The sequence below is a fragment of the Micromonospora sp. CA-249363 genome, from assembly GCF_050950185.1.
In the GTDB taxonomy this organism is placed as follows: Bacteria; Actinomycetota; Actinomycetes; order Mycobacteriales; family Micromonosporaceae; genus Micromonospora.
In genome coordinates this window covers 1,949,783-1,972,747 of sequence record NZ_CP192020.1, presented here as the reverse complement: position 1 = coordinate 1,972,747, position 22,965 = coordinate 1,949,783, and the positions used below count along the sequence as shown (strand labels likewise).

The following is a 22,965-nucleotide window of genomic DNA, read 5'->3' as shown; positions in this document are numbered from 1 at the left end:
CGTACCGCCGACGGTCAGGGCGTCCAGCGTACGTTCGGGTTCACCCGCCCGGACCAGTCGAAGACGGCCATGTTGTCCCACTGGTTTCCGGTGCCGCTGATGTTGGCCGGGTCCCAGCCGTTGCCGCTCACGGCGTACCAGGTCGGTTCCCAGTAGAAGACACCGATGGCCCCGGCGTTGCGGGCCGTGTTCTGCACCCAGTCGAACTCCTGGGCCTGACCCGACCAGGTCGCGCTGATGCCGTCGCACGTCGCGTCGCCGATGGCGTTCGGCTCGCTGTCCGCGTTGTTCCGCGTGAACGGGTACGCGGTCTCCGCGATCACCACCGGCCTGCCGTAGCGACCACGCAGGTCGACGATGTTGTTGTAGAGGTTCGCCAGGCTGCCGTGCCACATGCAGTAGTAGGACAGGGCCGTGACGTCCCACTGCACACCCTGGGCGCGGATGCCGTCGTAGAACCAGCGGGCATTGGCGTTGCTGTCGGCGTTGGCGGTGTGGATCATCACGGGGATTCCACCGCCGCACGCCTTGGTCGCGTTGTAGCCCTGCTTCAGCAGAACGGCCAGCGGAGCGAAGTCGTTGTTGACGACCTTGCCCTCGTTCCACAACATCCCGACGTTGATCTCGTTGCCGATCTGCACGCTGTCCGGCAGGGTGCCCTGCCCCCGCAGGCCGGCGCAGACGTCGTAGGTGAAGCTGTAGACGTCGACGCCCAGTTGACTCAGGCTGTGGCCGGCCCACGCGGCCGGCTTGTACTGCTTACCGGGGTCGGCCCAGGTGTCGGAGTAGTGGAAGTCGATGAGCACCTTGAGGCCCTTCGCCTTCGCCGCCCGGGCCTGCGCCAACACCTTGCTCTTGTTGTTGTAGCCGCTGCCCGGGTTGTTCCAGACCCGCAGTCGGACGTAGTTCACGCCGATGGACTTCAGGATGTCCAGCGGGTCACGGGCCACACCGCCGGCGTCGTAGTACCGGGCGCCCAGGTCGAGGCTGCGCTGCAACGACGAGACGTCGGCGCCCCGCATGGTGAGCGTGTTCGCGGCGGAGGCGGGCGCAGTCGGCCCGCCGAGCGCGGTGGAGGCGACGAGGACGCCGGCCAGGACAGCCCCGGCCAGGGCCCGGCGACGGTGGGTTGTGCTCACGAGACTCCTTGGCGGGGACACGCTCAGCCCGTGGCGCACGGCGCGCCGTTCAGCGTGAAGGTGGTGGGCGGGGCGTCGCTGGCGCTCCACCGCCCCTGCACACCGAAGGTCGCAGAGCCGTTCGGCGTCAGGACGCGGTTCCAGTCGACGTTACGGGCGGTCACGGTCGTACCGGTCTGGCCGGCGGTGGCGTTCCACGCCGACGTCACCTGCTGGTCCCCCGGGAACCCGAACGTGACGAGCCAGCCGTCGACCGGCGCGGAACCGAGATTCTGCACCGTCACCGTGGCCACGAACCCGCCCTGCCACTCGGACTGGTTCCGGTAGGTCACCCGGCAGGTCGAGGGCGGCGGGGGCGACGGCGTGGACGTCGTGGGCAGGGTCACCGTGTTGGACGCGATCGACACGTTGCCCACCGCGTCCCGGGCCCGCACGTAGTAGAGGTTCCGCAGCGGCGTGGACGCGGGCAGCGACGTCGTGTACGTCGTCCCCGGCACGGTGGCGATCAGCGTCGAGCTGAACCAGCCGTCGAAGCGGTAGACGTTGTAACCGAGCACGCCGACGTTGTCGGTCGACGGCGACCAGGACAGGGTGCCGTCCGAGGCGGTCACCTCGGTGACCGTCAGGTTCTGCGGGGCGCTCGGCGGGGTGGTGTCCCCACCGGCGTCCGTCACCGGCGTCACCACGGTCAGCGTGTCCGTCGAGGCCGACCGGTGCCCGAGGGTGTCCCGGGCGGCCACCCGGAACGAGTACTGCTTGCCCGGCCCGATGTACGAGGTGATCGTGGTGCTGGTGACGGCGCCGACGCTGGCGCTGTAGATGACGTCGTCGAAGGCCTGGTAGTACGTGATGTCGTACCCGACGATGGCGCAGCAGCCGGGCTTGGCGGCTGTCCAGGTGAGGGTGACCGACCCGGTGCGTACCTCGCTGGCGGAGAGGTTGGTGGGCGGGCTCGGCGGGAACGGCGAGGTGCCCGGTGTGCCGGGCGGCGTGGTGGGCGCCGACGGCGCGGTCCCGGTCGGCTCGGCGGCGGGCATCGCGCCCCGCTGCGGCGCCGGGGCGACCCCGGGATACCCGGCGGGGGCGGCGGTGCCGGCGTCGACCGCCGGCGCGACGCCCGCGACGGTCACGACCACCGCCGTCGAGAGCAGGGCGGCGACCAGCAGACCCGGCCCCAGACGGCGGAACAGCGAGGACGACGAGACGCCTGTCATACGTCGACAATGCGGCCGTGATATTGATGATCGCCAACGTATCTCACTACTCGGTCGCCCTTCCCTGGGCGCGCCCCCCGACGAGCGCCCTGGTAGGAGACGATTCACTGGGAGCGATACCAGCCGGGGCGGAATTCCGGCGGCCCGATCGCTACACTCGCCGCAACGCCGGCACCGTCCACAGTCCTCAGCCTGCGCTGATCGAATCGAATGGAGACGCCTGTGACCCGCGACAAGGCGGCACCCCCGGGCATCGACCCCCGCATTCCCAGCGTGGCCCGGGTCTACGACTTCTTCCTGGGCGGCAAGGACAACTTCGAGGCGGACCGGCAGGTCGCCGAGCACGCCCTGCGGATCACCCCGGACGGGCCGGCAGCCGGCCAGGCGAACCGGGCGTTTCTGCGTCGCGTGATTCGCTTCCTCGTCTCCGAGGTGGGCATCGACCAGTTCCTCGACATCGGATCCGGGCTGCCCACCCAGGGCAACGTGCACGAGGTCGCCACCGAGCAGAACCCCAAGGCTCAGGTGGTCTACGTCGACAACGACCCGATCGTCCTGACGCACGGCCGGGCACTGCTCGCCGCGGACGGCACCGCGACGGTGATCCAGGCGGACGTCCGGGCGCCGCAGGAGATCCTGCACCACCCGGACGTGCGGCGTTTCCTCGACTTCGACCGACCGGTCGGGCTGCTCCTCTTCGCGATCCTGCACCACCTGGGCGACGACGAGGATCCGCGCGCGGTGGCGGCGGAGCTGATCGACGCGCTGCCCTCGGGGAGCTACGTGGCGATCTCACACTTCCGCGACCCGGGCGAGCGGGACCCGGAGGGCTCCCGCAAGGCGCGCGAGGTCGAGCGGGTCTTCAACGAGTCGCTGGGCACCGGCCGCTGGCGTACGGACGAGGAGATCCTCTCGTTCGTCGACGGGCTGGAGGTCCTGGAGCCGGGCCTGGTGCCGCTGGCCGAGTGGCGGCCGGAGCCCGGGGCGTCCGCGCCACAGCAGACCGACACCTATCACACCTTCGTCGGGCTTCTCGCCCGCAAACCGTAGGTTCCACCGCGCGTCCGCCGGCGAGAGAGCATTCCGCCGACGGACGCGTCACGGTCCGCGAATCGGTTCCGGCAGGGGCAGCGGCGAACGGGCGTCCCTGCCAGGATCGTGCCGTGGGAATCCTCTGTGACTACTTTCCGGCCGCGTCCGACCAAGCCGCCGCTGCGGTGATCGACGTTCTCGGCGGCCCGCGCGCCGTCACCGACCCTGAACTCGACGTGCTCGAACTGAAGGGTCTTGAACCCTCCGTGCTGATCGGCCAGCTGGAAGGGCTCCTGAGGGGCCTCGACTACGACTCGGTGACCGAGAATCCGAGGTGGAGTCACATCGTCGCCGGCCACGACGACGGCGACCAGCTCGTCATCGCGTTGACCGACGAGGTGCAGGCCGCGTTGGCCACCTCGTCGGAGGCCGACCTGCGCCGGGTGGCGGTGCCGTGGTCGCAGGTCGAGGAGATCTCGGGGCGGTGCGACCCTTCCGACCTGGCGGAGATCCTGATCGAGTTGGCAGCGCTGGCACGGTCCGCGACAGCGCGCCGTGAACGCCTGTACTGCTGGGTCTCCGTCTGACACCGGCGCGGCGACGCTCCTCGCCGCCAGCGGAACGAACACCTCCACGCGCGGTCGAAGCCTCGGCGTTTGCACCGTCGCCGCGACCAGCTTGGCACCCGGAGCCCGGCGCCGGACAGCGCCGCCGGCTGAAGCACCGACCTCCCGCGAGTTATCTGTAAACAACCCTTGATATTAAACGTCACGAACGTCAATATGTGGAGGTCGCGGGTCGTCGAAGCCTGGGGAGTGAGTTATGAGAAGCCGTCGCATCGTCGCAGCGCTGGCCGGGGCGGCGATGTCCGTCGCGGCCGCCGTCGCCTTCGTCCCCAGCAGCATGGCCGCCGTCTCCTCGGCCAACGCCGTCGCGCTGGTCGCCTGCACCGCACCGGCCTGGGCCGAGGGCACCACCTACCAGGTGGGCGCCCAGGTCACCTACGGCGGCCGGCTCTACCAGGCTCTGGTCACCCACACCGCCTACCCCGGCGCCGGCTGGAACCCGGCCTCGACGCCGTCGCTCTGGCGTGACCTCGGGGCCTGCTCGGGAAGCACTCCCCCACCCACCACACCACCACCGACGACCGCGCCGCCCACCACGCCGCCACCGACCACCGCTCCCCCGACCACCGCTCCCCCCACCACCCCGCCGCCGACCGGTGGAACCTGCGCGGTGAAGTCACGGCCGACCGGCAAGGTGTTGCAGGGCTACTGGGAGAACTGGGACGGCGCGTCCAACGGCGTACACCCCGGGCTGGGCTGGATCCCGATCACTGACAGCCGGATCCCGCAGCACGGCTACAACGTGATCAACGCGGCGTTCCCGGTGATCCGCGCGGACGGCACGGTCCTCTGGGAGAACGGCATGGACGCCGGCGTGAAGGTGGCGACCCCGGCCGAGATGTGCCAGGCCAAGGCTGCCGGCGCCACCATCCTGATGTCGATCGGCGGGGCCGCCGCGGGCATCGACCTGAGCTCCACGGCCGTTGCCGACCGGTTCATCGCGACGATCGTGCCGATCCTGACGACGTACCACTTCGACGGGATCGACATCGACATCGAGACCGGCCTCACCGGCAGCGGCAACATCAACACCCTGTCGACGTCGCAGGCCAACCTGATCCGGATCATCGACGGCGTGCTGGCCCGGATGCCGTCGAACTTCGGCCTCACCATGGCGCCGGAGACCGCGTACGTCACCGGCGGCAGCGTGGTCTACGGCTCGATCTGGGGCTCGTACCTGCCGATCATCAAGAAGTACGTCGACAACGGCCGGCTCTGGTGGCTCAACATGCAGTACTACAACGGCTCGATGTACGGCTGCTCCGGCGACTCGTACCCGGCGGGCACCGTGCAGGGCTTCACCGTGCAGACGCAGTGCCTGAACAACGGCCTGACCATCCAGGGCACCACCATCCGGGTGCCGTATGACAAGCAGGTTCCCGGCCTGCCCGCCCAGCCCGGCGCCGGTGGCGGCTACATGACCCCGTCGCTGGTCACCCAGGCCTACAACGCGGTCCCGAACATCAAGGGCCTGATGACCTGGTCGATCAACTGGGACGGCTCCCGCGGCTGGACCTTCGGCGACAACGTGAAGGCTCGCCAGGGCCGCTGACCCGACGCACTGACGATCACCGGCCCGGACCGTCCCCGGGCCGGTGATCATGTCAGGGGCGGTCCTACTGTCGGGTGGCCAGCTCGGAGCGGACGAGTTCCAGCAATCGCCCCAGCCAGTTGGCGCCGCTCGAGCTCCAGAACCTCGAAGCCCAGTCGTTGTAGAGCAGCCGGGCGTCACCGGTATCCAGCAACGTCGCCGCCATCGCCGGGTGGCGCTCGAACTTGTCCCGCAGCAGCTCGGCCATCGCGCCCAGCCGGGCCGCCGGCCAGCCCGGCCGCCGGGGTGCATCCTCCCCGAGTGTCCGGGCGTCGAGACCACGGCTGGCGGCGGCGATGCGATCGCGCCAATCGGCGTCGTCGGTGGACAGCGCCCAGTAGGCGTGCATGACGCTCGCATACTCCCGGCCGCCGTGTGTCACCGCCGCCGGATAGTCGATCTGCAGGACCTCCAAGCCCGCCGGGTCCGGCCAGCCGTTCGGGTAGACGTGCCCGCCGACGACCAGCGGGACGGTGGTCTCCGGCCCGTCCGCCACCCGCTGCGCCTGGGCTCGGGCGACACCGGCCTCACTGCGGCGGAAATAGTCGAGCGCCCGCTCCCGGGCTTCCGGGGTCACCGTGAGCGTGTGGCCCGGGCGCCGGGCCGGGATCGTCTCGCCCACCTCGGCGAGCAGGATCCTTACCGGAACGTCGTTCTGGTCCATGTCGCCGAGCATGTAGATTCGCCGGTGCTCCGGCACCGCGTGATACAACTCGCGGACGATTTCCAGGTTGGCCCCGGTCGGATTCGCGGCATAGGCCAGAAGCGCGTTCCAGCAGCGCCGGGAGGAGTCCGGCCGATCGTTGAGATCGTCCACCTCGTCGGCGAGTTCGCCGATCACTAGTTCCGGAGTCAGCCACGACTCCAGCGCCGGCACGGTCCCGCGTGCTGTGCCGGTGATGACCAGCGATGCGCCCTCGGGCGGTGTCAATGTCAGCGTGCCGTCATCGAACGCGGCGCGGAGGCCGTCGAGATCCGTCGATCCGAATCGCCAGAGGACGACGCCGTCCGCGAAGACGCCGAGTGTGCTGAGCGTGTAATGATCACCCTTGTTGACAAAGACGAGGCGTTGCCGCCCCTCGATGACGTCGTCGCCGACCGTGCGCGACGTTGAGGTGCTGTCCGGCATGTGGGCGAGCCTAACGACACGTGCTGCCGGATCCGAGTTGTCGCGATGCTGTGGTGGCTCAACATGCGGTACTACAACGGCAGCATGTACGGCTGCTCGGGGGACTCGTACCCGGCCGGCACAGTCCCCGGCCGGCCCGCGCAGATCGGGGCGAGCGGTGGCTTCCTGTCGACGTCGTTGGTCACGCAGGGCTGGCATACCGTGCCCGGCCTCATGGGCCTGATGACCTGGTCGGCGAATTGGGACGGCCACAAGGCCCGTGACCGGGCCGGGTTCAGGGCGGGCCGTGCGCGGCCTGGGCCCGGGTACGTCTGATGCTGTCGATCTCACCGTTGATCGGTAGCCAGTAGAAGGGAATGAACGCCGCGACCGCGATCAGGCCGGCGATCGGGTGGACGACGCACAGGGCGGTTCCGACGGCGATCCAGACGGGGGCCACCCGGAAGCGCCTGCTGATCGCTCGGGCGGTGGCCTCGTCGGTGGTGGACGTCAACAGGCGGTGACCACGCCTGGCGTACCCCCAGATGACGTTGAAGAGGATGGAGGCGGCCCCGTAGACGATGCCGTAGAAGACGAGCGCGGTCCGCGTGCCGGGCCCCTCCTCGAAGGCGCGGGCCAGCACCGACGAGACGAACGGCAGGAACGCGATCACCATCAGGAGCAGGGTGTTCAGGAGTAACAGGAGGCGGTCGGCGGAGCGGATGTGATCGAACATGACGTGGTGGTTCACCCAGATCTGGCCGAGCAGCAGAAAGGTGACGCCGTAGGCCAGGTAGGAAGGCCACAGGTCGAGCAACCCGCGCATGAGGTGTTCGGTGTCCCCGGGCGGCCGGATCTCCAGGACGAGAAGGGTGATGGCGATCGCCGTGACGGCGTCGCTGAAGGCCACCACCCGGCTCGGGTCACGTTCCGCTCCGAACGGCCTTCGGGATCTGGTCGCCCCGTTCGGGGTGGCACCGCGGGACGTCCGGATCCTGCGCATCAGCCTCCCCCACCCGTACCCGACTGCCGACGGAGCGCTGCCGGGAATCCCCGCCGCGCAAGGAGCTAAACCGGCACCCGCACCTCTTCCGGGATCCGACCTCGGTGCCCTGACCGCGCGACCGCATCGGTTGCCAGTCCATTTCCGCGCCGTTACGGTGAGATGCCATCGACGTTTGTCTACAAACGGGGGGCCGTATGTCCACGCCTGTCACTCGCCGTACCGTGCTGGCCGGAGGCGCCGGCGCCGCTCTCGGTCTCACCCTGCCGGGGGCGGCCGCCCAGGCCGACGACCGTCACCACGAGAGCGGCGTGGGCTTCACCCTCGACGCGCGGACGCTCGACGGCGGTGAGCAGGTCACCTCGGTCACCCTCGACACCCGTCGGCTCGGCCCGATCGACCCGGCGGGGCTCACCCCCGGCACCTTCACCGTGCACGCCAGGGCCACCAGCCCACTCCCGATCGCCCCCGGCGATCTGATCTTCAGCGAGTACGACCTGGACCGCACGGTGACCGCGACCCGACTCGACCGGCACGGCAACATCGTGCTGGAACTGAGCCACGCCGAGGGCCAACCCGGCGGCGGCACTCTCGGCTACATCCTGAGCAAGGGCCGCAACGTCCGGCTGAACCTCGTGTACACCATCACGCAGAACGCACCGCTCGCGCGCCGCCACGGCGCCCCGCTCACCATCACGCGCTTCGTACAGGGCCGGCTGTCGAACCCCGAGGTGGACGCCTTCACCCACCATGTCTCGGGGTCGGGCCTCAAGTACCGGCTGTACTCCCCGCAGCGGGCCCGCCACCACGGTCGACGGCCCCTGATCCTCTGGCTGCACGGTGCCGGCGAGGGCGCCTCCCTCCCCGACGGCTACTACGACAACGAGACCACGCTGCGCGCCAACCGCGGCGCGCTGGGTTTCGCCACCCCGGAGGCACAGCGGGTCTTCTCCGGCGCGTACGTCGTGGCTCCGCAGAGCACCTCCTACTGGATGGAGGACGGTCCCCGGTTCGCACCGCTGATCCGCGAGATCGTCCAGGATCTCGTCCGTCGCGAACGCGTCGACCCCGACCGGATCCACGTGGTCGGTTGCAGCAACGGCGGCTACATGTCCCTGAAGATGACCGTCACGTATCCCGACCTGTTCGCCGCATCGGTGCCGATCTGCGGCGTCGTCGAGCCGCTGCGCGGGGAGGGCCCGCCGCTCGTCACGGATGCGGAGCTGGCGGCGATCCGGACGCCGACCTGGCTGGTCACCTCGCTCGACGACGACACCGTGCCGCCCGAGACCAACACCATCCACGCCCACGATCTCATCCGCGGCTCACTGGTCACCCTGTACGACCACGTCGTCTGGAACGGCTACCAGTTCCCCGGTCACTGGTCCTGGATCTACGTGGCCCGCAACGACCCCAGCCACCACGGCACCCACATCTGGCAGTGGATGGCCCGCCAACGCCGATGACCTGCCAATGAAGGTGGGCGGTCAGCCCACCTGAACACCTGCGCGGTACACGGCGAGCGGATGGCGCAGCAACCTGATGTCGCTCGTCGGATCGCCGTCGACGATCAACAGGTCGGCCTCGAAGCCGGGCCGAACCCGGCCCCTGGAGCCGCCCACGCCACACACCTGCGCTCCGACCACGGTGGCCGCGGTGAGGGCGGCGGTGGCCGGAATGCCGCAGGCCACGTACTCGACGAGTGTCTCCGGCAGGATCCCGTGCGGTTTCGCGGGACCGAGGCCGGCGTCCGAACCGGCCACCAGACGGACGCCGGCCCCGTACAGGGTGGCAGCGCCGGCACGGAGCGCGGCGGCGCTCAGCCCGGCCCGCTCCGCCATCGCCACCACCTCCGGCGGCGTGACCACGGCCGGATCGGTGCCGAGCGTGGCGCACACCGCTGGTCCGGACGCGGCCAGGCGGTCCGCGAGTTCGTCGGGTACGCGGGCCCCGGCCGCGGTCACGCAGGTGCAGTGCTCGATGCCGTCCGCGCCGACGCGCAGCGCCTGCTCGACCGCGCGGAGAGCGTGCGCGTGCGCGGTCACCGGCAGGTCCAGGTCGTGCGCCTGCTCGACGGCGGCGGTCATCTCCTGGTCGGTGAACTGCAGCGCTCCGGTGTCCGTGCCGGGGGTGAAGACCCCGCCGCTGGCCATTATCTTGATCAGGTCCGCGCCGGCTGCCGCCCGCAGCCGCACGGCCTCCCGCACACCGTCCACACCGCTCGCCTCGCCCCCCAGCGCCCAGCAGTGTCCGCCGATGCTGGTGATGGGCGTGCCCGACCCCACCACCGTCGGCAGGTCGTCGCGTACTCCCCGAGCCCGCCATCGGAGCACCGCGTCGCGTCGGTCGCCCAGGTCCCGTACCGTCGTGACGCCCGCCGCCGCGTGCGCGCGCAACGACGCCTCGATGACCGGGTCGAGATCTGCCTCGGCGCGTTCGGCGAGTCGGCCGAGCGCGTCAGGCCCGGCGTCGGCGCACAGGTGTACGTGCGCGTCGACCAGACCGGGCAGCAGTGTGCCGTCCGGCGCCTCACGCACCGGCCAGCCCTCCGGCGCGTCGAGCCGCCCCCGGCGCACGTCGGCGATGCGCCCGCCCTCGATGAGGACCAGCACGCCACCATCCACGAGCCGCTCGCCGTCGAACATCCGCGCCGCCCGGACAGCCTGCTTCGTCATCGTCACCCCGTCCCCGCCACGCCTCGTCTCCTCCGGCGAACCGCCGGCCGTGACCCGACCATCGCATCCGGGGCGGGTGTCCAGCCTCCCTCGGCAGGGTGATCCCTCCTCCCTCCGTCGAGGTGGTCACGGATCGGCGCGGGTCGTTGTCCACACAGGACGCGCGGTCCGGCCTGCCGAATCACCGCAGCGCTTCCCCGGGCGCTCAAATTCTGCGACCCGCTGCTCCCAGTAACGGCGATATCACCTGTAAGGTCATCGCGTCCCGTCCCTGACCTATCGCCTTAAACCTGGGGAGGTTCAGTTATGGTCACGCCTTCGGTGACCCCCCTGACGGTGTCCGCCGAGCGGGGACTGGCACGTAAAACTCTGCGGACGAGCTCTCTGGTGACGTTCGGCGCGACCGCGTCGTCTCCCATGGCCGTTCTCGTCGGCGGTATCGTCGCCACCTACGCGGCGACCGGCAATACCGGTGTGGCCTCCAGTTTCCTGCTCCTGACGGTCGTGATGCTCCTGTGGGCACCGGGGTACATCGCGATCGCCCGGTACGTGCAGCCGAGTGGAATCTTCTACACCGCCCTCGCCGCCGGCCTTTCCCGGCTCGTCGGGGTCGCGGGCGCGCCGGTCGTGCTACTGGCCTACAACACCATTCAGATATCGCTGTACGGGCTGCTCGGTTCGGTGATCAGCGGTCTGGTCGGCGGACCGTGGTGGGTCGGCGCGCTCCTGGCGTGGGCCATCGTCGCGGCCTTCGGTCTGCAACGCACCGGCGTCAGCACCGCCATGTTCGGGACCATCCTGATCGTCGAGGTCACGTTGCTGCTGGTGTTCGTGCTGGTCGGCCTGGCCCACCCGGCGGGCGGTCAGCTGACGTTCGCGGCGTTGAACCCGACGCAGCTGTTCGACGCCGGTGTGGTGGCCGGACTCGCGGTGCTTCCCCTCGGCTTCGCCGCGTTCTTCGGCACCGAGACCATCGCCGCGTACGGCGCGGAGGCGCGGTCCGCCCGGGCGGTGTCGCGCAGCATCATCTACGTGATCGTGGGCCTGGGCCTGCTCTACGCGCTGTGCGCCTGGGCGATGGTGGCGACGGTGGGCGCCGACCGGGTCGTCGACCTGGCCCGCGACCCGGCGGCGCCGCTGCCGTTCGAGGTCTTCTCGGGCTCCCGCGCCGGTAGCGCCGGCGTGCTGTTGGTGGCGCTGGGCGGCCTGCTGCTGGTCAGCAGCGTCCTCGCGGCGATGATCAGCTTCCACAACAGCGTGGCGAGATACCTGTTCGCCCTCGGCAAGGACCGGCTGTTGCCCGCTCGTCTGGCCACCATCCGCGAGGGCGGGTCCGGTGCGCCGCTGGGTGGCTCGATCACCCAGTCGATCACCGCACTGGCCGTCATCCTGCTGTTCGTGGTGAGCGGCGCCGAGGCGCTGACCATGTTCACCTGGCTGAGCAACATCGCGGCAGTCAGTCTGATGCTGTTGATGACGGTGAGTTCACTCGCCACCGTCCGCTACTTCGCCCGTGGCGGCGGACGCAGCGAGTCGCTGTGGGCGCGGGCGATCGCTCCCACGCTCGGTGGTATCGCGATCGCGGTGATCCTGCTGGTCACGCTCGTCAACATCAGCGCCGCGCTGGGCACGCCGCCCGGTTCCCACACCGCCTGGCTGGTGCCCGGGACGGTCGGTGTCTTCGTCCTCATCGGCGTGCTGTGGGCGATCAGCGTCAAGGCCCGCCGGCCGGACCTGCTCACCGGCATCGGCGAGCGGGAGACGAACCCGACGCGGCAGGTCGACGAGGACCTGGGTCACCTCACGCTCTGAGCCGCAACCGCGGATCGAGGCAGGCGGCGCCGCCGAAGCGGTGCCGCCTGCCTCTCGCGTTCGCTACTTCGTCGCGCCCCTGGTCGGGCTGATCCGCTGCGCGCCAAGGTGCACCAGCGTCGCCAACTGGGCGATCCCCGTCCAGATCGGAGCGTCGCCCGAGTAGCTCTGCAACGGTCGCCACGACTCGTAGAGCGGCGTCGTGGACTGGATCAGCGGCCTCTCCCACGGATCGGTGGGCCGGTCGACGACGATCCGCGTCTCTTCGGGATCCATCAACTGGATGTAGTAGCGGCCGGGAATACGGTCCTCGCCCTCCACCCGGCGCATCGTCTGCTCCCAGTTGCCCAGCGGACCGTCGAGCGAGCTGACCGCGAGCCCGATGAACGTCGACTCGGCGGTGATGCGCTCGTCGACACGGTTGCACATCTGCGGGGGCTGACGCGGATCCAGGCCCCCGTTGTCGAGGTAGTGCCGCGCCGTCTGCGCGAGGTCGTACAGCAGCCGGGGCAGGTGTGACACGTCCTCGCCGGCCTTGTCGAGGCGCGTCGCCGCGCCCACCTCGAAGACCGAGCGATCCGGTGTGGAGCCGATGACCGGAACCGCGTAGAGGAAGGCGAACCCGTAGGGGCACAACGGGTTGCGTCGACGCTGCGCCCACGCGTGCCGGCCGTGCATGGTGTTCATCAACCCGACCCGGCTCAACGCGGAGGATCGCAGCGACGCCCAGATCCGCCGGGTCTCCGGATCGCTGATCGGGGGTGCGGCCGGCGACTCCCGGGTGGTCGGCGACGGGTCGACCGGCGGCGGCGCGTACGCGGACGGCGCGGGCTGCCAGGGAACCGGTGGCTGCTGCTCGACCGCGGGCGACGGCATCGCGGTCGTGGGCGCCACCCAACCGTGGCGTCCGACCGCCGGCGCCGGCTCTGGAGGGAGGGCCGACTGGCTGCCCGAGTGCTGGTCCCAGGGGACCGCCGTCGTCCTCCCGGCACTCGCCGCCGCTCTCCAATCGTCGGCGTTCCTCTCAAAAGGACCCGAGCGGGTTCCTGGCCTGTCGTACGCCACGGTGTTAGTCCCTCCAAAGACGTCGCCACAGCCTCTCATCGCACACACACCGCGATCAACCATGCACCGCCAGTCGGCTTGATCGCGATTCGGAGACGGTTGCCTGGACGTCGGCGTCATGGTCCACTCTTCGCTGAGTCGCCTATCAACGGAGAGCCCGTGACCTCCCCCACCAGCGTTCCCGACGACCTTTCCCTCACCGCTGAGATCGAGCAGTTACGAGCCGCTCTGTCAGCCCGCAGGTCGATCGGCTTCCCGGCCGCAGTGGATATCGACTATGGACCCGTGACCTCGCTGTTCGGACTATTGATCAATAATGTCGGGGACCCGGAGACCGACCCCGACACCGGTCACACGAAGGCCTACGAGCGCAAGGTCATCGACTGGCACGCCACCCTTTTCGGCGCCCCCGCCGACGATCGGTGGGGATATCTGACCAGTGGTGGCACGGAGGCCAACCAGGCGGCCATCCTGTTGGCCCGTGACCGGTTCGCGGGCGCGAAACCCGTGCTCTACTACAGCCAGGCGACCCATGACTGGGTTCGCAAGACCGCAAGCATGCTGAACCTCCCCGAGGTCGTCATCCGGACCGACGTCACCGGTGAGATCGACTACGACGATCTGGGCGGCGAGTTGGCCCGGCGCAGGGACCGACCCGCCATCGTCGTCGCCAACGCCGGCACGACCGTGACCGAGGCGGTGGACGACCCGGCCCGAGTGCGCCGCGCCCTGTCCGAGCTGGCGATCCGCAACGCTCACCTGCACGTCGACGGAGCGCTCGCCGGTGTGCCGTTGGCCCTGCTGCCGGACCGGCCGGTGGCCATCGACCTCGGCGGCGTGGTCGACTCCGTGGCGATCTCCTGCCACAAGTTCTACGGCACCACCGTTCCCGGCGGCCTGGTGGTGACCCGCCGGTCGCTGCAACGGGCGGCGCGGCGGATCTCCTACACCGCCACGACCGACAGCACCATCAGCGGCTCCCGCTGCGGCCAGCTCGCCGTCCAGATGTGGTACGCGCTACGACTGCTCGGCGAGGACGGGCACCGTGAACGCGCCGAGCGCGCCCGCGAGACGGCCCGCTTCGCCCACTCCCTGCTGGCCAGCGTCGGTTGGCCCGCCTGGCGCAACGTCCACGCCTTCACGGTGTACTTCACCACGCCACCACCGCCGATCTCCCGCCGCTACGGCTTGTCCAACGCCGACGGCGGCATCAGTCACCTGATCTGCATGCCGGGCGTCACCCGCCAACAGATCGAGGCGCTCGCGGCCGACATCGCGACCGTCCGAGGCACCGAGCAGCCCAGCCCGAGCCGCGGCGTACGGCGACTCGTGCCGGTCGCGCACCTGCCCCTGGCCGCGGACCGGCCCTGACCAGCCGCCACTGCCCACATCGGACGCTGGATATCGCGTGTGGAGCGTCGAGACGTCCGGGGCGACGGCCTACCCCTGAGTGGGGCCGTCGCCCACGGTGGCGGCGCGCATCTCCTTGAGGACGAACCTGGCGGCCTTCTCCACCACGTCGACGCCGGCCTCCTGGCTGGCGTGATGGTCGGAGAGCACGGCGATCAGCCAGTCGTGACGGGCCTCGACGATCCGTCCGATGCTGTTGACGAGCCAACGACCGCCGTCGACGTCCGCGGTGTCCCAGCCGTTCTTGACGTACACCGAGGTATTGCCCGGCTCCCGCGCGGCGGTGACGCCCCATCGCTGCTCGGGGATCACCTTCTTCATCAGGCCCATGACGAAGGTCCGGTCCTGCGGCGTCAGCGGTCCCTTCGACGACGTCAGCGCCGTCAGCAGACGGAGCTGGTCGGCGGCGGTGGTCGTGGTCGTCCCCCAGTGCTTGCTCGGTCTGGTCTCGCGCAGACCGAGCGTGCGGTTCGCGGCGGTGAGGCCACGGGAGCCGTCGATCTTCTGCCAGAGGGCAACCGCCGCGTCGTTGTCACTGGAGACGATCATGGCTTCGGCCAACCGTCTGGTCTCCGGCCCCAGGGCCTTGCCGGGCGGTGTCTGACGCAACAGAAGCGCCGCGAGGATGTTCACCTTGACGATGCTGGCGGTCTCGAAGCGTGTGGTGCCCGCCGTCACCGCGGCCGTACCCTGTCGATCCAGAGCCGCGACCGCGAGATGGCCGTCGTACTTGTCGACGTAGGCCTCGATACGGGCCCTCGCCGGTTTCATCCGGTCGACGGCCGGCGTCGTCGGCGCCGGACTGGCAGGCGAACGACCGGGTGACGCGTCAGCACCGTGACCGTCGTGAGCGCGCGTCGTGCCGTAGGCGGCCGTCGCGACGCCGGCGAGAGACACGGTGACCGCGGAGACGACCCAGCGGCGTGGCAGCTTCCGACCTCCCCGCTCAGCCAAGACGGGCCACCGCCTTCGCCGCGATCGAATCCACCGCAGCCTGGTTGCCCAGGTCGGGCAGGCTGATCGTCGAGACCGTCTCGTCCCGTTTCACCATCACGAAGTACCTAGCGGTAGTTGGGGTGTCGGCATGTGCGATGCGACCTCGGACGAGCAGACCGGCACCGCCCAGGTAGTGCGGGTCGACGATGTCGAACGAGACCCGCGATCCGTTGACCAGGTAGCTCGCGCATCGCTGGAGGACCTGCCGGACGTCGTCGACGTTCCGCTCGGCCCATCCGGGTTCGTACGTCTCCACGATGTGGTGGGCCGGCGACGAGCCGTCCGGCAGCCGGTAGTAGCGCTCCACGGCAGCCCGCCGGTGGGACTTCGCGGTGTAGTCGCTGCTCCGGTAGTCGGGGCAGTCGTCCTGCTCCCACGGCCAGGGCGGCAGACCGGTCCGCGCGTCGTCCGCACGCCAACCCGCACCCAGGTCGCCCGCTCCCAACAGCATGCTCAGGCCACTCCGTTCGACGTTCACGGTCGGTGGCTCCTCGGGGCCGTCACCCGGCCCCCACCGCTGACACCCCGCGACCTGCACCACCAACGCCGACAGGACCAGCGGCACGACCAGGGCGGGCGCTCGGCCCCTGCCGCGAACCGGGCCCCGGCGGGTCCTGCTGCTCGACACGGACACCGAACCTCCCACAATCAGATGACTGCCACCGCCGCAGATCGCACTGTCGCCGGGCCTTCGCGGTGGCACCCTCGGCACCGCCACCGGACAGGCACGGCCGATCAATGCCGCTCCTCGGCGAACAGCTCGGAACGGGTGTCGCCGAGCAGATCGCGCAGCCGGCTGAGCGAGCGCATGCTCTGGCTCTTCACGACGGCCGTGGAGACGCCCACGACCTCGGCGGTCGTCTCCACGCTCAGGTCGTCCCAGTAGCGCAGGACGATGATCGCCCGATCGCGCAGTGGCAGGGTGGCGACCGCGTCGAGCAACGTCATGCGCAGCTCGGCCGGATGCTCCTCGCCCTGGTCCGGCGGCGTCGACATCGCCAACTCGGTGCTGGAGCGCCGCCGCTGCTGATCGATCACGCAGCGCAGCAGCACCTTGCGGGCGTACGCGTAGGGGTCGTCGGCCCGTCGGACCCGCCCCCAGTTCGCGTACATCTTCGCCAGCGCGGTCTGGGTGAGGTCCTGGGCGAGATGCCAGTCGCGGCACATCAGGAACGCGGCGTCGCGCAGGCGGCCCACGGACGCCTGCGCGAATTCCACGAATTCTTCGTCAGCCATTCGACCTGACCAGGGTCGGGAACCTCTTGGCGCCCATCTTGACGACATCGGCCGGCAGTCTCGTCCCCCAGGTCGGGTTCGCGGCGATCGCGATCGCCTCGTCCACGGAGAGAACGGCCGGCGCGGGCGACATTTCCTTTCCTGACCAGGCCAGACAGGTGGAGATCAGGATGTCGATCTGGAGGCCGTCCCGGTGGTAAACCGTGATCATCTTGTCCTGCACGCAGTTGCCGGGCACCTCGGTCAGCTCCACCGTCCCCGGGATCGGATCGCCGCCGAGGCGGTCCCGGTAGATGGAGAGCCGCACCATGCCGGGCCCGTCGCCCCGATCCAGATAGATCTGGACGTACGGCATGCCGGGGCCCGCCCCGCTGCTCTCCAAGCTCGCCTGACCGCTCGTCTCCCCCTTGGGCAGCAGCCGCGTCAACAGCTCCAGGGCGCCCTGCGGTGTGGTCGTCATGAGATCACCGTCCGGCCCGGCCCCGATCCGCACGTTGTCGATCACCGTGGTGGTGGGAGTCGGCGACGTGGCCACCCCCGGCGCCTCGGCCGCGCCCCCCTCGGATCTGCCGCCCGGGGTGCTGTCGGGGGTCACCGCCGGGGACGGCGTCGGGCTGCCGACCGAACCACCCGGTGAACCGATGTCCCACGTCTCGGACTGACCGGCCCGATCGGCGCCGTCGATGCGAGGCGTTATGACCAGGCCGATCACGAGCAGTACCGCCAACGCTGATCCGCCCGCGCCGAACTGCGCCAGCCGACGCCGACGGCGGAGTCGTCGACCCTGCACCATCGACTGCTGAACCAGGTCACCCAGCGGCGGGGCGACGTGTCGGGCCAGTTCGTCCCTGAAGCGCCCACGTACGTCCCCCACGTCCCTTACCCCTCCTTGGCCGACCGCCGGCCGTGACCATCCGTCACCTAACAGACGGGCCGACGGGCCATTTGGGTCGCGTTTTTCCGGCACCAATTTCGATTGCGAGCAGTGAGTTCGGTCGCACTTCCAGCACGTGGTCAGACAATTCCGGAGAGTTATGTTGTGTTGCGAATCCCCGAGGAATGACCGAGCGCCCGGGAAGACCGACGACGAATTCCTCGCCGAAAAGTCCCGCGACGATTACCGAGCGCAACGACGCTACTTCCGAGCCGGCCGACGCCACGAGCGCGGGGGTTGACATTGCCGCATGCCATGTCTCATCGTATTGAGACAAGGCTTGCGACGTATGGGGGTGTGTCATGCGCGAGGCGGATCACGCGGAAGCCGGACGGTGGCTGAGCCGGCACGGCCTGACCGACGTCGAGCCCACGCCCCTGCTCGCGACGCGACTGGCGGTACGACGGCACGCGAAGCTCGCCGACAGCGTCCTGCTGGCCGCGTTCCTGATCGGCGCCGCACTGACACACGTCCTGGGCCGACTCGGCGACGACACGTTCTCCTGGCCGCCGCTGCTGGTGCTCGCGGCGCTGGTGGTCGGTCTGCTGACCGGGCAGTGGCTGCTCGGCTGGTGGGTACGGCGCGTCGACCGGACGGCCGGCGCGCGCCTGTCCCGGCGGGTGGCCCATCCGGTCGAGCTCGGCTGGCCGCTGGTCCTCGGTCGGCCGCACGCCGCCTTCGCGGTCGCCACGTTCAGCGGCGCGGTGCTCCTCGCCGTGAGCGTGCTGCCCGTGCCGGACCCGGGGCTGCGGTACGGAGCGGCCGTCGTGCTGATCGGCCTCACCGGCGTCGGCGCCGGCATCGTCATGCAGCTACGCCAGATCCTGACGACCCCGGCCGTGGCCGAGGACGAGGCGTCGCTCACCGCCGATGTCGTCATGCGTGTTGAGGACGCCCGCCACCTCGTCACACCGAGCCTCGTGTGGTCGCTGCCGGCCATCTTCCTGTACGGGGAATCGGTCGGCTGGTGGAACGCCGTCTCGATAGCGCTCGTGCTGGCTGGCGTCTGCGCGCTCGGGCTCATCGAGGGCCGAACCACGGACGTCGGGACGACGGCGCGGCGCGCCCTGGCGGTCCGATGATCGTCATCGACGCGGCCTCGCCGACGCCGCCGTACGAGCAGCTCCGGGCGCAACTCGCGAGGCAGATCCAGGACCGCACGCTCGCCGTGGGCACGAGGCTGCCGACGATCCGCCGGCTCGCGGCCGACCTGGGCCTCGCCGTGAACACGGTCTTGCGGGCGTACCGGGAGCTGGAGGAGGCCGGGCTCATCGAGACCCGCGGGCGGGCCGGTTCGTTCGTCTCGACCGGCGGTGAGCAGTCCCTTGAACAGGCCCGCCGGGCGGCCCACGACTACGCGGCCGTCATCGCCCGCGTCGGCATCGACGCCACCGAGGCGATCCGGATCGTCAAGGCGGCGCTGGGCCAGGTCTCGACGCCCTGACCGTCCCCGGCTCCGACCGGGCGCGCCGGCGCCGACGGGCGGCGGTGCGCCGGGCCGCTGCCGACGGTCAGCCCTCGACAGGCGGCCTGCTGTGCACCACCAGCTCGCCGATCTCCAACCGGCCGACGCGCAGCTCCCGCACCACCGCCCGGCGGACTGCCAGCCGCCCGATCACCAATGCTCCGACGGCCACGGCGCCGACAGCCAGCGCCCCCAGCGCCAGGGCACCGAGCGACGCCGCCCCCGCGGCCCGTGCGCCGGTGGCCACCGCGCCCGTCGCCACCGCGCCGTCGACGCGCGTCCCGGTCAACCGCCTCAACCGAACCTCTCGCTTCATGGCGCCATTGTCCGCGTACCTCCGCCGTCGGTTACCCGGCACCCCTGCGTAGGCCCCGGAGGGGTCGGCGGGCGATCCACCGCCCCCTCCGGGTCGGGTCACCGCCCGTACAGCTCGAACTCGTGGAGCGAGAATCCGTACGAGGTGGCCCGCTTGACGCCGTACACCCGCACGTAGCGGGCCGTGACCGGGGCGAAGGTGGCGTTGTCGACGCCGCCGTTGCCGGTCGTGGTGGCGAACACCGGCGTCCAGGAGCTGCCGTCGCCGGAGACCTCGATCCGGTACGAGGTGCCGTAGGCCGACTCCCAGCGCAGCACCGCCCGGCTGACGGTGCGGGCCGCGCCGAGATCGACGCGGAGCCACTGGTTGTCGTTGTAGCTGCTGGCCCACCGGCTGCTCAGGTTGCCGTCGACGGCCTTGTCCGGGGTGTAGCTGGTCAGGAACTGGGTGCTCGACGCGGTCGCCGGGCGACCCTGGGCCAGGTTGGTGACGTCGTCACCCCGGCGCGCCGGGAACGAGACGACCTGCTGGTAGGTGGGACGGTTCTGCCAGGCGATCGCCGGGTGGGTGATGCCGCCGAGCCCGGAGTGGACGATCGAGTCCGCGCACCACTGGTCACCCGCTCCGCAGGACTTGTCGCCCGGATAGACCGTGGTGGCCGGCAGCGAGGCGGCCTGGCCGAGCGTGTCGAGCAGGGACTGCCGGCACGCGCCGAGGTTGCCGTTGCCGCAGTACGCGCGGCCCAGCCCGCCGGCGACGGAGTCGCCGAGCACGGTACGCAGGTCCTTGTCGACGTAGCCCCACCAGCCGTGCTGGAACGACGAGCCCTTGTGCGCCTGACCCTGCGGGGCCCAGCTCGCCGTACCGTCACGCCCGCCGTTCTGGCCGCCCGACGGCGCCTCGTTGACCTCGATGGCGTCCACCAGCGCGGCGTAGAGGTCCGGCCCGAGGCCCGGACGGAACTCGGCCGAGGCCAGCAGCGGCCACCAGGCGTCGAAGATCCGGATGGCGTCGGCGTGCTGGTAGACCTTGGAGCCGGGGGCCGTCTCCACCCGGCGGGCGCCGGCCTGCTGCCAGGCGCGCAGCTTGCCCACCGCGTCGGCCAGCGCCGGGTCGGTGACCGGCGAGCTGTCCAGCACCCGCAACAGCTCGCCGAGGACCTGCTGGCCGCGCAGGTCGGTCACCGCCGCGTCCGCCATGATCTTGACGACGTCGGCGCGGCCGAGCTTGCGCTGGGCGATCGCCGCCCGCACCGGGCCGTCGAGCAACTGACCCCGGTGTACGGAGCCGAAGCTGAAGTTGCCGTCCGCCGCCCCGAAGTCCCGCGCCTGCTTGTTGTTCCAGCTCACGTAGTAGTCCTGGTTGACCGACTGCGGGTGGGCCGAGGCTGGCGTGTACGTGGCGTCGTTGGTGTCGGGGTTCCAGCCGGCCCACTCGTACGCCGGCTCGGCCTTCGCCGGAAGGTTCGGGTCGGTGACGGACGACCGGACCGGGTTCGAGCCGGAGTTGAAGTACGCCGCCTCGGTCGAGTTGACGTAGAACCAGTTGAACGCGTACCCGACACTGGCGGCGGAGCCCTGGAAGGCCGCCGCGCTGCCCATCGCCGCCGGGTCGTTGAAGGCCTGGAAACCGATCGCCGAGTCGGCCTCGTGCCGATAGGTGGAGCGCAGCTTGGTGAACGCGGTCGGCTGCCCGTTCACCAGTCCCCGGTAGGAGACCAACCCATACTTGGTACGCAGCGCGCGCAGCGTGTACGAGCCGGCGGGGGTGGAGTCGGCCAGCGTGGGCGACCAGGAGTTGCGCTGCTCCAGGGCCTCCATGGCGAGGCACTGCCCGTGGTAGAGGTAGCGGTTGGACCGCAGCGTCGGCGCGGTGCCGTCGGTGGTGCACAGCGGCACCGCGTACGTGTCGGTGAGGTCCTGCGAGGCGGAGGTGGCGCTCCAGGCGTAGTCCTGGCCGCGACCGAGCAGCACGTAGAGGTTCAGCCCGGCGAAGGCGGCCCCTCGCGCGCTGATGCCCGGCCCCTGCAACTCCTGGAGCATGAGCAGTTGCGGCGCGAAGTAGCCGGTCTGCGGCCCGAACACGGCGACCGGATTACCGGTGGTGGTGTGCCGCCCGGAGACCACGACCGCGTTGGACATGCCGTGTGCGCGCAGGTTCGCCAGCCCGCCGATCAACTCCTTGGTGGCGGTGCTCGCGCCGGTACGGGAGGCGGCTCCGCCGCTGGCGTCGTGGGCGAGCGGCTCGGCGACCACGGTCCCGGCGTCGGGGAGCACCGCGCTGGTCGCGCCCGGAGGCGTTCCCCCGTACGGGAAGCTCTGCCCGTCGTGCAGGGTGAGCACGGTCTCCGGGTCGTTCTGCGATCGGAACGCCGCCCACACCTTGTCGCCCTCGGTCGCGCCGTACCTGGCCCGGGCGGCCACCCGGACCAGGGCCGACTGGATCTCGCTGCCACCGCCCCCGCCGAAGAGGCCACCGATCACGCCGGCGGTGGCGATCAGGTCGGTCATGGTGAAGTGCTTCGGCTTACCGGCGCCGGCGAGCACGTACTCGCCCGGGTAGTTGTCGTCGGCGATCGACTTGTCGATGTAGGCGTTGATGCCGGCGATGTAGTCGACCACGTCGGTGTAGAGCTGCTGACCTCTCGTGCCCTTGGTGCGCAGCGCGTCGACCTGGGCCTGGAGGTCCGCCTCGGTGTAGGGCGAGTTGGCCCAGACGCTCTGCTCCAGCTCCCGGTTGCCGGGCGCACCGCCGGCGAACGAGCTGACGTTGCCCCGGCCGACGTGCCGCAGCAGGTCCATCACCCAGAGCCGGTCCTGCGCCCCGGCGTAGCCGGCGCCGAACATCGTGCCGCCGCGGGTGGTGCCGGTGACGTGCGGGACGCCGGTGGCCTTGTCCCGCACGATGGTGACGTCCGAGCGCGGCGAGACGGTGCTCTCGACCTGCGCGGCCGGTACGCCGAACGAGGCGTCGTTGTAGAAGTGGGCGATCTGCTCGTCGGTCAGCCCGGCGTAGTTGTAGACCAGGTTCGCGTACTCGTCGAGCTGGTCGCTGGAGTGCGCGGGGCGGGTGCCGAGCGCCTGGTGCGCCAGGATGGCGACGAGCGTCGCGTTGCCGTTCTGTCCGGGGGGCAGGATGTCGGAGCACTGGCCGAGGCAGTAGTCGTTGGCGGCGAACGTGGTGGCGGCCAGCGCCGGTGACGGCGGGGTCACCGTCAGGACGCTCGCGGTGAGGGTGGCGGCGGTGAACGCCGCGAGCCGGGTGCGGAGTGCGGGACGGGGCATGGCGATCCTCCGGGGACGCGGAGTCGGGCCGAACGGTGCGCCCGGCTTCCGGTGCCGAC

21 protein-coding genes are annotated in these 22,965 nt (G+C 70.5%); 9 read left to right on the top strand and 12 right to left on the bottom strand.

What is annotated here, in order from left to right; all coding sequences use genetic code 11:
• Nucleotides 1-14: 14 nt before the first annotated feature.
• Both ACQPZK_RS09170 and ACQPZK_RS09165 read right to left on the bottom strand, forming a co-directional pair.
• A complete protein-coding gene (locus tag ACQPZK_RS09170; RefSeq protein ID WP_433537866.1) occupies nt 15-1,139 on the bottom strand; it encodes a glycoside hydrolase family 53 protein in 1,125 nt (374 codons plus the stop codon).
• Between the two features lie 23 nt (nt 1,140-1,162).
• The gene (locus ACQPZK_RS09165; RefSeq protein WP_433537865.1) at nt 1,163-2,353 is read right to left on the bottom strand and encodes a cellulose binding domain-containing protein; all 1,191 of its coding nucleotides are present in this window, start codon (nt 2,351-2,353) and stop codon (nt 1,163-1,165) included.
• Nucleotides 2,354-2,575: 222 nt separating this feature from the next.
• On the opposite strand from ACQPZK_RS09165, the gene ACQPZK_RS09160 reads away from it, so the two are divergent.
• The 3 genes from ACQPZK_RS09160 to ACQPZK_RS09150 all read left to right on the top strand — a co-directional run bounded on the left by ACQPZK_RS09160 (nt 2,576) and on the right by ACQPZK_RS09150 (nt 5,563).
• A complete protein-coding gene (locus ACQPZK_RS09160) occupies nt 2,576-3,403 on the top strand; it encodes an SAM-dependent methyltransferase (RefSeq protein ID WP_433537864.1) in 828 nt (275 codons plus the stop codon).
• 113 nt (nt 3,404-3,516) lie between these two features.
• A complete protein-coding gene (locus tag ACQPZK_RS09155; RefSeq protein WP_433537863.1) occupies nt 3,517-3,972 on the top strand; it encodes a hypothetical protein in 456 nt (151 codons plus the stop codon).
• A gap of 235 nt (nt 3,973-4,207) precedes the next feature.
• Nucleotides 4,208-5,563 (top strand): carbohydrate-binding protein, encoded by a 1,356-nt coding sequence (locus ACQPZK_RS09150; protein ID WP_433537862.1) that lies wholly within the window; start codon nt 4,208-4,210, stop codon nt 5,561-5,563.
• Between the two features lie 64 nt (nt 5,564-5,627).
• Here ACQPZK_RS09150 and ACQPZK_RS09145 read toward each other — a convergent pair whose 3' ends face one another.
• Entirely contained in the window at nt 5,628-6,731 is a 1,104-nt protein-coding gene (locus ACQPZK_RS09145; RefSeq protein WP_433537861.1) for an NADAR family protein, read from the bottom strand.
• Between the two features lie 45 nt (nt 6,732-6,776).
• Between ACQPZK_RS09145 and ACQPZK_RS09140 the strand changes: the two genes are divergently transcribed.
• On the top strand, nt 6,777-7,046 hold the full coding sequence (locus tag ACQPZK_RS09140; protein WP_433537860.1) for a hypothetical protein: 270 nt from the start codon (nt 6,777-6,779) through the stop codon (nt 7,044-7,046).
• Here the strand turns inward: ACQPZK_RS09140 and ACQPZK_RS09135 are convergent.
• Nucleotides 7,006-7,623 (bottom strand): TMEM175 family protein, encoded by a 618-nt coding sequence (locus tag ACQPZK_RS09135; protein ID WP_433537859.1) that lies wholly within the window; start codon nt 7,621-7,623, stop codon nt 7,006-7,008. The genes ACQPZK_RS09140 and ACQPZK_RS09135 overlap by 41 nt on opposite strands.
• Before the next feature lie 287 nt (nt 7,624-7,910).
• Between ACQPZK_RS09135 and ACQPZK_RS09130 the strand changes: the two genes are divergently transcribed.
• The gene (locus ACQPZK_RS09130; RefSeq protein WP_433537858.1) at nt 7,911-9,179 is read left to right on the top strand and encodes a prolyl oligopeptidase family serine peptidase; all 1,269 of its coding nucleotides are present in this window, start codon (nt 7,911-7,913) and stop codon (nt 9,177-9,179) included.
• A gap of 21 nt (nt 9,180-9,200) precedes the next feature.
• Here the strand turns inward: ACQPZK_RS09130 and ACQPZK_RS09125 are convergent, their stop codons facing one another.
• Nucleotides 9,201-10,388, bottom strand: a complete 1,188-nt coding sequence (locus tag ACQPZK_RS09125; protein ID WP_433537857.1) for an amidohydrolase family protein — start codon at nt 10,386-10,388, stop codon at nt 9,201-9,203.
• Nucleotides 10,389-10,775: 387 nt separating this feature from the next.
• Here ACQPZK_RS09125 and ACQPZK_RS09120 point away from each other — a divergent pair, with 387 nt between their 5' ends.
• Nucleotides 10,776-12,200: an APC family permease gene (locus ACQPZK_RS09120; RefSeq protein ID WP_433537856.1), complete on the top strand. Its 1,425-nt coding sequence runs from the start codon at nt 10,776-10,778 to the stop codon at nt 12,198-12,200.
• 63 nt (nt 12,201-12,263) lie between these two features.
• On the opposite strand, the gene ACQPZK_RS09115 is transcribed toward ACQPZK_RS09120, so the two are convergent.
• Nucleotides 12,264-13,094 carry a hypothetical protein gene (locus tag ACQPZK_RS09115; protein ID WP_433537855.1) on the bottom strand — a complete coding sequence of 277 codons (831 nt, stop codon included), beginning with the start codon at nt 13,092-13,094 and terminating at the stop codon, nt 12,264-12,266.
• Nucleotides 13,095-13,100: 6 nt separating this feature from the next.
• On the opposite strand from ACQPZK_RS09115, the gene ACQPZK_RS09110 reads away from it, so the two are divergent.
• Complete coding sequence (locus tag ACQPZK_RS09110) at nt 13,101-14,636, top strand: histidine decarboxylase (protein ID WP_433537854.1); 1,536 nt, start codon at nt 13,101-13,103, stop codon at nt 14,634-14,636.
• 69 nt (nt 14,637-14,705) lie between these two features.
• On the opposite strand, the gene ACQPZK_RS09105 is transcribed toward ACQPZK_RS09110, so the two are convergent.
• The 4 genes from ACQPZK_RS09105 to ACQPZK_RS09090 form a co-directional block, all read right to left on the bottom strand.
• On the bottom strand, nt 14,706-15,446 hold the full coding sequence (locus tag ACQPZK_RS09105; protein ID WP_433537853.1) for a serine hydrolase: 741 nt from the start codon (nt 15,444-15,446) through the stop codon (nt 14,706-14,708).
• Nucleotides 15,447-15,621: 175 nt separating this feature from the next.
• Nucleotides 15,622-16,299 carry a hypothetical protein gene (locus ACQPZK_RS09100; RefSeq protein WP_433537852.1) on the bottom strand — a complete coding sequence of 226 codons (678 nt, stop codon included), beginning with the start codon at nt 16,297-16,299 and terminating at the stop codon, nt 15,622-15,624.
• A 107-nt stretch (nt 16,300-16,406) separates the two neighbouring features.
• Nucleotides 16,407-16,907, bottom strand: a complete 501-nt coding sequence (locus ACQPZK_RS09095) for a SigE family RNA polymerase sigma factor (protein ID WP_433537851.1) — start codon at nt 16,905-16,907, stop codon at nt 16,407-16,409.
• Nucleotides 16,900-17,781 (bottom strand): hypothetical protein, encoded by an 882-nt coding sequence (locus ACQPZK_RS09090; RefSeq protein WP_433537850.1) that lies wholly within the window; start codon nt 17,779-17,781, stop codon nt 16,900-16,902. The genes ACQPZK_RS09095 and ACQPZK_RS09090 overlap by 8 nt, the downstream gene beginning before the upstream one ends.
• A gap of 362 nt (nt 17,782-18,143) precedes the next feature.
• On the opposite strand from ACQPZK_RS09090, the gene ACQPZK_RS09085 reads away from it, so the two are divergent.
• Both ACQPZK_RS09085 and ACQPZK_RS09080 read left to right on the top strand, forming a co-directional pair.
• Nucleotides 18,144-18,923, top strand: coding sequence for a hypothetical protein (locus ACQPZK_RS09085; RefSeq protein WP_433537849.1), 780 nt, complete (start codon nt 18,144-18,146; stop codon nt 18,921-18,923).
• Entirely contained in the window at nt 18,920-19,285 is a 366-nt protein-coding gene (locus ACQPZK_RS09080) for a GntR family transcriptional regulator (protein WP_433537848.1), read from the top strand. The genes ACQPZK_RS09085 and ACQPZK_RS09080 overlap by 4 nt, the downstream gene beginning before the upstream one ends.
• 67 nt (nt 19,286-19,352) lie before the next feature.
• Here the strand turns inward: ACQPZK_RS09080 and ACQPZK_RS09075 are convergent, their stop codons facing one another.
• Together ACQPZK_RS09075 and ACQPZK_RS09070 are read right to left on the bottom strand one after the other, a co-directional pair.
• Nucleotides 19,353-19,622: a hypothetical protein gene (locus tag ACQPZK_RS09075; protein WP_433537847.1), complete on the bottom strand. Its 270-nt coding sequence runs from the start codon at nt 19,620-19,622 to the stop codon at nt 19,353-19,355.
• A 98-nt stretch (nt 19,623-19,720) separates the two neighbouring features.
• A complete protein-coding gene (locus ACQPZK_RS09070; protein ID WP_433537846.1) occupies nt 19,721-22,906 on the bottom strand; it encodes a penicillin acylase family protein in 3,186 nt (1,061 codons plus the stop codon).
• Nucleotides 22,907-22,965: the final 59 nt, after the last annotated feature.

Bases quoted from the DNA above. Each gene is read 5' to 3' on its own strand.
- ACQPZK_RS09095 (WP_433537851.1), bottom strand. From the start codon at position 16,907: ATGGCTGACGAAGAATTCGTGGAATTCGCGCAGGCGTCCGTGGGCCGC.
- ACQPZK_RS09125 (WP_433537857.1), bottom strand. From the start codon at position 10,388: ATGACGAAGCAGGCTGTCCGGGCGGCGCGGATGTTCGACGGCGAGCGG.
- ACQPZK_RS09070 (WP_433537846.1), bottom strand. From the start codon at position 22,906: ATGCCCCGTCCCGCACTCCGCACCCGGCTCGCGGCGTTCACCGCCGCC.
- ACQPZK_RS09080 (WP_433537848.1), top strand. From the start codon at position 18,920: ATGATCGTCATCGACGCGGCCTCGCCGACGCCGCCGTACGAGCAGCTC.
- ACQPZK_RS09130 (WP_433537858.1), top strand. From the start codon at position 7,911: ATGTCCACGCCTGTCACTCGCCGTACCGTGCTGGCCGGAGGCGCCGGC.
- ACQPZK_RS09165 (WP_433537865.1), bottom strand. From the start codon at position 2,353: ATGACAGGCGTCTCGTCGTCCTCGCTGTTCCGCCGTCTGGGGCCGGGT.
- ACQPZK_RS09105 (WP_433537853.1), bottom strand. From the start codon at position 15,446: ATGAAACCGGCGAGGGCCCGTATCGAGGCCTACGTCGACAAGTACGAC.
- ACQPZK_RS09145 (WP_433537861.1), bottom strand. From the start codon at position 6,731: ATGCCGGACAGCACCTCAACGTCGCGCACGGTCGGCGACGACGTCATC.
- ACQPZK_RS09075 (WP_433537847.1), bottom strand. From the start codon at position 19,622: ATGAAGCGAGAGGTTCGGTTGAGGCGGTTGACCGGGACGCGCGTCGAC.
- ACQPZK_RS09140 (WP_433537860.1), top strand. From the start codon at position 6,777: ATGCTGTGGTGGCTCAACATGCGGTACTACAACGGCAGCATGTACGGC.
- ACQPZK_RS09150 (WP_433537862.1), top strand. From the start codon at position 4,208: ATGAGAAGCCGTCGCATCGTCGCAGCGCTGGCCGGGGCGGCGATGTCC.
- ACQPZK_RS09085 (WP_433537849.1), top strand. From the start codon at position 18,144: ATGCGCGAGGCGGATCACGCGGAAGCCGGACGGTGGCTGAGCCGGCAC.